The 6,400-nt window shown below is 71.7% G+C and carries 5 protein-coding genes and 1 pseudogene; 2 read left to right on the top strand and 4 right to left on the bottom strand.

What is annotated here, in order from left to right:
- The 4 genes from ABT116_RS38040 to ABT116_RS38025 form a co-directional block, all read right to left on the bottom strand.
- On the bottom strand, window positions 1-752 hold a 752-nt coding region (locus ABT116_RS38040; RefSeq protein WP_351643976.1), incomplete at its 3' end, for a citrate:proton symporter.
- Between the two features lie 135 nt (window positions 753-887).
- Window positions 888-3,155 (bottom strand): molybdopterin oxidoreductase family protein, encoded by a 2,268-nt coding sequence (locus ABT116_RS38035; protein WP_351643974.1) that lies wholly within the window; start codon window positions 3,153-3,155, stop codon window positions 888-890.
- A gap of 94 nt (window positions 3,156-3,249) precedes the next feature.
- A complete protein-coding gene (locus ABT116_RS38030) occupies window positions 3,250-3,870 on the bottom strand; it encodes a TetR/AcrR family transcriptional regulator (protein WP_351643970.1) in 621 nt (206 codons plus the stop codon).
- Complete coding sequence (locus ABT116_RS38025) at window positions 3,867-4,502, bottom strand: hypothetical protein (RefSeq protein ID WP_351643968.1); 636 nt, start codon at window positions 4,500-4,502, stop codon at window positions 3,867-3,869. The genes ABT116_RS38030 and ABT116_RS38025 overlap by 4 nt, the downstream gene beginning before the upstream one ends.
- Window positions 4,503-4,656: 154 nt before the next feature.
- Between ABT116_RS38025 and hmgA the strand changes: the two genes are divergently transcribed.
- Window positions 4,657-6,018 carry a homogentisate 1,2-dioxygenase gene (gene hmgA, locus ABT116_RS38020; protein ID WP_351643966.1) on the top strand — a complete coding sequence of 454 codons (1,362 nt, stop codon included), beginning with the start codon at window positions 4,657-4,659 and terminating at the stop codon, window positions 6,016-6,018.
- A 26-nt stretch (window positions 6,019-6,044) separates the two neighbouring features.
- Window positions 6,045-6,375: pseudogene (locus tag ABT116_RS38015) on the top strand (GntR family transcriptional regulator); the annotation flags it as partial.
- Between the last annotated feature and the right edge of the window lie 25 nt (window positions 6,376-6,400).

Genomic DNA, 6,400 nt, shown 5'->3' with positions numbered 1-6,400 from the left:
ACCGAAGCCGCGGCGAGCGCGACGGCGGTGGCGAGGTATCTGCGTGCCATGTGGGGTTTCCTTCTTCGTTGAACACCGGAGCCGACGAGGACCGTCTCGGTCTCCTTCTCCTCCTCCAGCACCTCGTCCAGGGTCAGCACGCCGAGCCGCCGGCGCTCGCGCACACCGAGCACGTAGGACAGGACGAAGACGAAGGCCAGGCCCACCAGGAGCGCCGGGATCATCGGGACGAAGATGTCGCTGGCGTCGAGCTTCAGCGCGGTGGCGGCGCGTGCGGTCGGGCCGCCCCACGGGAGGGTGTTCATCACGCCGTTGGCCATGGCGGCGACACCGGTCATCACGACCAGGCTCATCTTCAGGCGCTTGTACAGCGGGTACATCGCCGAGACGGTGATCATGAAGGTGGTCGAGCCGTCGCCGTCCAGCGACACGATCGCGGCGAGCAGGGCGGTGCCGACGACGATCCGCATCGGGTCGGCTTTGCAGAATTTGAGAATGCCGCGGACGATCGGGTCGAAGAGACCGACGTCGATCATCACGCCGAAGTAGACGATCGCGAACATGAGCATCGCCGCGGTGGGGGCGAGGTCGGTCACGCCGTCGAGGACGTAGTCGCCGAGCTTGGCGCCCTTGCCGACGAACACGCAGAACAGCGCGGGAATCAGCACGAGCGCCGCGATCGGCGACATCTTCTTCATCATGATCAGGACCAGGAAGGTCGCGATCATGGCGAAGCCGAGGATGGTCAGCATGAGTTGATACCTAACGTTCGCCCTTGAACATCCCACCAGGGCCGGCGGTGTCCGAGACGTTAGGTGCGTTCAAGCAGCGTTAACAAGACGTTGACGTGCGAGCAATAAGCGCAAAACTGCTGGTCACAGCTTTGCTCAGGTCAGAGCGGTGAGCTTTTCGGTCACGGAGGCACATTCGGCGGGGCTCACGGGGGCCACCTCGACGGGCACGCCGTTGAGGACCGCGTTGCCCGACAGCGGGTCGAGCAGGCGGCCGTCGAGGAGCTGGTTGACGTTGACGCCGGGGTTTTTGGAGGCGTGGCCGAGGCGGGTGCCGGGGCGGTCGTGACCCCAGCCGTGCGGCAGACTCACCACGCCCCGGCGGACCGCGTCCGTGACCTCGGCGGGTGCGACGACCTCTCCCCCGGCGCCCTTCACGCGCACGGCGGCCCCGTCCTCGACGCCCAGCCGCTCGGCGTCCTCGGGGTGGATCTGCAGGGTGCAGCGGTTGGAGCCGCCGGTGAGGGCGGGCACGTTGTGCATCCAGCTGTTGTTCGAGCGCAGATGGCGCCGTCCGACCAGGACGAGCCCTTCGGGGCGTTCGGCCAGGGCGGCGCGCAGCCGGGGCAGGTCACCCGCGATCGGGCCGGGGAGCAGCTCCACCCGGCCGCTGCGGGTCTTCAGGGGCTGCGGCAGACGGGGCCGCAGCGGGCCGAGGTCGATGCCGTGCGGGTGCGCGAGCAGCTTCTCCAGGCTGAGTCCGTCCGGCCGTGCGCCGAAGCCGTCGCCGTAGGGGCCGAGGCGCAGCATCATGTCGAGCCGCCGCTCGGGGCCTGTGTCGCCGGTGAGCCGGCCGGCGAGCTCGCGCGGGTCGCTGTCGTATACGGGCGAGTGCGGGTCCTTCACCGCCTTGCCGAGGGTCTGGTCGATGACCATCTGGTCGACCGCGCCGGGGTCGGCCCCGTGCATGCCCGTGGCGGCCAGGACCAGCCGGGCCAGGATCTCCGTCTCGGCCATGCGGCCCGGCTCCAGCGGGACGGCCGGGCGGGTGTAGCGGACCTGGTTGCGTACGGCGAGGGTGTTGAAGGCGAAGTCGTGGTGGGGGCTCTGGGAGGGCGGGGGCGGGGGCAGGACCACGTCGGCGTGGCGCGAGGTCTCGTTGAGGTAGGGGTCGACGCTGACCATGAAGTCGAGCGAGTCGAGCGCCTTGTCGAGCCGGTCGCCGTCGGGCGCGGACAGCACGGGGTTGGCGGCCACGGCGATCAGCGCGCGCACCGGCTCGCCCTCCTCGGTGGCGGTGTCGATCTCCTCCGCGAGGGCCGACAGGGGCAGCTCGCCCTTGGCTTCGGGGTGCCCGCTCACCCGGGAGTGCCAGCGCCCGAGGGCGAAGCCGCGGCCCGGCCCGGCGGGGCGCGGGGTCTTGTCGGTGGCGGCCTGCGGGAAGAGCGCGCCGCCGGGCCGGTCGAGGTTGCCGGTGAGGATGTTCAGGACGTCGACGAGCCAGCTGGCGAGGGTGCCGTGCGGGACGGTGCAGCTGCCGATGCGGCCGTAGACGGCGGCGGTCGGGGCGGCGGCCAGGTCACGGGCGAGGGTGCGGATGACGTCGGCCTCGACGTCACAGGCCTCGGCGACGGCTTCGGGGGTGAACTCCGCCAGTTCCGCGGCGAGTTCCTCGACGCCTTGCACGTGCGGCGTCGGGTCGACGAGGCCCTCGTCGAAGAGCACCCGTGCCATCGCCGCCAGCAGCAGCGCGTCGGTGCCGGGCCGGACGGCGATGTGCCGGTCGGCGAGCTTGGCGGTGCGGGTACGCCGCGGGTCGATCACGACGAGGGTGCCGCCCCGGGCCTTGAGCGCCTTGAGTTTGCCCGGGAAGTCGGCGGCGGTGCACAGGCTGCCGTTGGACTCCAGCGGGTTGGCGCCGATCAGGAGCAGATGGTCGGTGTGGTCGAGGTCGGGCACCGGGATGGCGTTCGCGTCGCCGAAGAGGAGGCCGCTGGAGACGTGCTTGGGCATCTGGTCGACCGTGGAGGCGGTGAAGACGCTGCGGGTGCCGAGGCCGGCGAGCAGGACAGGCGGGTAGAGGGCGCCGGCCATGGTGTGCACGTTGGGGTTGCCGAGCACGACCCCGACGGAGTTCGGGCCGTGGCGCTCGACGACGGGCCGGACACCGGCCGCGACCGCGTCGAAGGCCTCTTCCCAGGTGGCCTCGGACAGCTCCCCGTCCCGGCGCACGAGCGGCGTGCGCAGCCGGTCGGGGTCGGAGTCGACCGCCCCGAAGGAGGCGCCCTTGGGACAGATGAACCCCCGGCTGAAGACGTCGTCGCGGTCACCGCGGGCGTGGGTGACGCGCGTGCCCTCGATGGTGAGGGTCAGGCCGCAGGTGGCCTCGCACAGGGGGCAGATACGCAGGGCGGTGCGGGACACGGGTCCTCCCGGGGCGGCGGCTACGGTGACGCACTGACGCGCCCGAGCATACCGACCGGTATGAACGGCGGGGAGGTCCCTGGCGGGATCGGCGTCAGTCGAGCACCCGGGCGAGATAGGCCCGCAGCATCTCCCGCGCCTCGTCGATGATGCGCTGATCCCCCTCCGGTGCGACCCGGAACGCCAGGTGCACGAGGGTGTCCGCGGTCTCGACCGCTACGAGGAAGACGCGGCGCAGGTCGTCGTCGGGTTCGCGGTCGAGATAGCCGGAGAGGAGTTCGGTGAGGCGGTCGGCGACGCGGTGGTTGGGTTCCGCCTGGCGGGCGCCCACCGGGATCTGGTTGCCGAAGTCGACGAGGGAGAAGCCCGGCGCGGTGCGCTTCATGTCCAGGTACTCGTCGAGGACGGCGTCCATGGCCGTGCGCCAGCCCCCGTCCCCGCCGGCGTCCCGCAGGCGGTGCGTGACGCGCTCGGAGTACCGCTCGAGGTTGCGCTGGGCCAGGGCGTCGACCATCTGACGCTTGTTGCCGAAGAAGCGGTAGACCGAGCCGATCGGGACCGAGGCCCGATGGGCGACGGCACGGGTGCTCAGGGCGTCGTAGCCGACCTCGTCGAGGAGGTCGGCGCAGGCGTCGAGGATCCTGGCCAGGCGTTCGGCACTGCGCCGCTGCACGGGCGCGCGTCGGAGCGATGTCGCGTGGGGCACGGGCTTCATGATGCCCCTCTGCCGCGGTCCGGTGAACCTCGGCCCCCGGCTGCCCCTCGGCCGCGATCCGGTGAACCTCGACCGGCGGTGTCCGCGCCCTGGGTCCTGGCCGTGCGCCGGGAGGCGGCGTCCGGCGCCGTCCCCGGGCCCGGCTCCGACGCGGTGATGTCGGCCGTGCTCTCCACGGGCTTGCCGTCCACCGCCCACACGGTGCCGTCGTCGGCGTGGAGCCGGGCCGTGACGTGGTGCGTGCCGCGCGGCACGAGGCGGGCGTCCAGCCGGTAGGTGGAGGTGCGGAGCCGGGTCACGGGGCGGCCGTCGACGAAGAGGTGCGCGAGGCCGCGCCCGGCCACCGCGCGGGCCGCCGCGCCGGCCGGTGAGAAGCGGAAGTTCCGCACGGTCAGGCGTACGTCCCAGCCGCCGGCCGCGTCGGGCTGCACCTCGATCCCGACGTCGGGGGCGCCCTCGGGTTCCACCTCGCGAAGGGGCTGTCCGTCCTGGTCCCGGTCCTCGAGGATCTTGCCGACCGGTGCGGACGACACACCGCCCTCCCGGGCGTCACCGGTGCCGCAGCCCGCGGACCCGGCCAGGAGGAGGACACAGCCCGCGAGCGCGGCGCAAAGTCTCCGTGTCCACGACATGTTCGGGAGCGTAGAACACGCGTCCGCGTCTGCGGATCATTCTCAAGTCGGGTTCCGGTCATCCGTGAAGAGGAGGGCGCGCGCCCCTCTTGCGTCGGGGAAATCGCAATCCTACGGTGTCACATAGGAATCAGACCGCAAGGGAGCAGCGATCATGGGCGATGGGGGCACCACCCGCGCGAGCGCGTTCGGGCACGGGGAAGCGCGGAAGACCGCCGAAGGGCTGGCCTATCTCTCCGGCTTCGGCAACGAGCACAGCTCGGAGGCCGTCCCGGGCGCACTGCCCGAGGGCCGCAACTCGCCCCAGCGGGCCCCGCTCGGACTGTACGCGGAGCAGCTGAGCGGTACGGCGTTCACCGAGCCGCGCGCCCACAACCGCCGCTCGTGGCTGTACCGGATCCGCCCGTCGGCCGCGCACCCGGCGTTCACCCGGACCCACAACGGCACGGTCCGCACCGCCCCCTTCACCCAGACCGTGCCCGACCCGAACCGGCTGCGCTGGAACCCGCTGCCCGACCCGGCGCCCGAGACCGACTTCCTGGCGGGCCTGTGGACCCTCGGCGGCAACGGCGACGCCACCCAGCGCACCGGCGTCGCCGTGCACCTCTACGCCGCCAACGCCTCGATGGACCGGGTGTTCAGCGACGCCGACGGCGAACTGCTGATCGTCCCGGAGCGCGGCGGGCTGCTGCTGCACACCGAGTTCGGGCTGTTGCATGTGGAGCCGGGTCATGTGGCGCTGATCCCCCGTGGGGTCCGCTTCCGTGTGGAGCTCCTCGACGAGTCCGCCCGCGGCTATGTGTGCGAGAACTACGGCGCGCCCTTCCGCCTCCCCGACCTCGGCCCGATCGGCGCCAACGGGCTCGCCAACCCCCGGGACTTCCGCGCGCCCGTCGCCGCCTACGAGGACGTCGAGGGCCCGGTGGAGGTCGTGAACAAGTTCTGCGGCAACCTGTGGACCGCCACCTACGACCACTCCCCCCTCGACGTGGTCGCCTGGCACGGCAACCATGTGCCGTACGTCTACGACCTGCGCCGCTTCAATGCGCTCGGCACCATCACCTACGACCACCCGGACCCGTCGATCTTCACGGTGCTGACGTCCCCGTCGGACACCCCGGGCCTGGCCGGTGTCGACTTCGTGGTGTTCGCGCCGCGCTGGCTGGTGGGCGAGGACACCTTCCGGCCGCCGTACTTCCACCGGAACGTGATGAGCGAGTACATGGGCCTGATCGAGGGCGCCTACGACGCGAAGACGGCCGGAAAGGGGGGCTTCGTGCCGGGCGGCGGGTCGCTGCACAACATGATGTCGGCGCACGGCCCGGACCGGGAGACCTTCGACCGGGCGAGCGCCGCCGAGCTGAAGCCGCAGAAGATCGACGACGGCCTGGCGTTCATGTTCGAGACGCGCTGGCCGATCACCCTCACCCCGCACGCGGCCCGGGCCGAGCACCTCCAGCAGCGCTACGACGACGTGTGGCAAGGCATGGAGAGGCACTTCCGCCCCTTGCACTGATCATTTCCTACCGGTACGGATGGCCCGTGACCTCCTTCGCCCCGGACTCGATCGTCCTGAACCGCAAGCTGCCGCTCTGGTACCAGGTGTCGCAGTCGCTGCGCGCCTCGATCCTCGGCCGCTCGCCGCAGGACCCGTTGCGGCTGCCCACCGAGGAGCAGCTGGCCGGGCACTACGGCGTGAGCGTGCTGACGATGCGGCAGGCGCTGAAGGAGCTGGAGGACGAGGGGCTGATCACGCGCCACCGCCGGCGGGGCACGTTCATCGAGCCGGACGCGCGCCGGGGTTCCCCGGTGCGCCTGCTCGGTTCGGTGGACGCGATCGTGGCCCAGCAGTCCGGCATGACGACCCACCTGCAGGGGCACCGCCGCCCCGCCCGACC

It is taken from the genome of Streptomyces sp. NPDC002130, assembly GCF_040296465.1.
Classification (GTDB): Bacteria; Actinomycetota; Actinomycetes; order Streptomycetales; family Streptomycetaceae; genus Streptomyces.
Note: the sequence above shows the minus strand (reverse complement) of the source record. Positions and strands in the feature narration are given on the sequence as shown.

Coding starts and splice junctions, on each gene's coding strand:
- hmgA (WP_351643966.1), top strand. CDS start 4,657: ATGGGCGATGGGGGCACCACCCGCGCGAGCGCGTTCGGGCACGGGGAA.
- ABT116_RS38025 (WP_351643968.1), bottom strand. CDS start 4,502: ATGTCGTGGACACGGAGACTTTGCGCCGCGCTCGCGGGCTGTGTCCTC.
- ABT116_RS38030 (WP_351643970.1), bottom strand. CDS start 3,870: ATGAAGCCCGTGCCCCACGCGACATCGCTCCGACGCGCGCCCGTGCAG.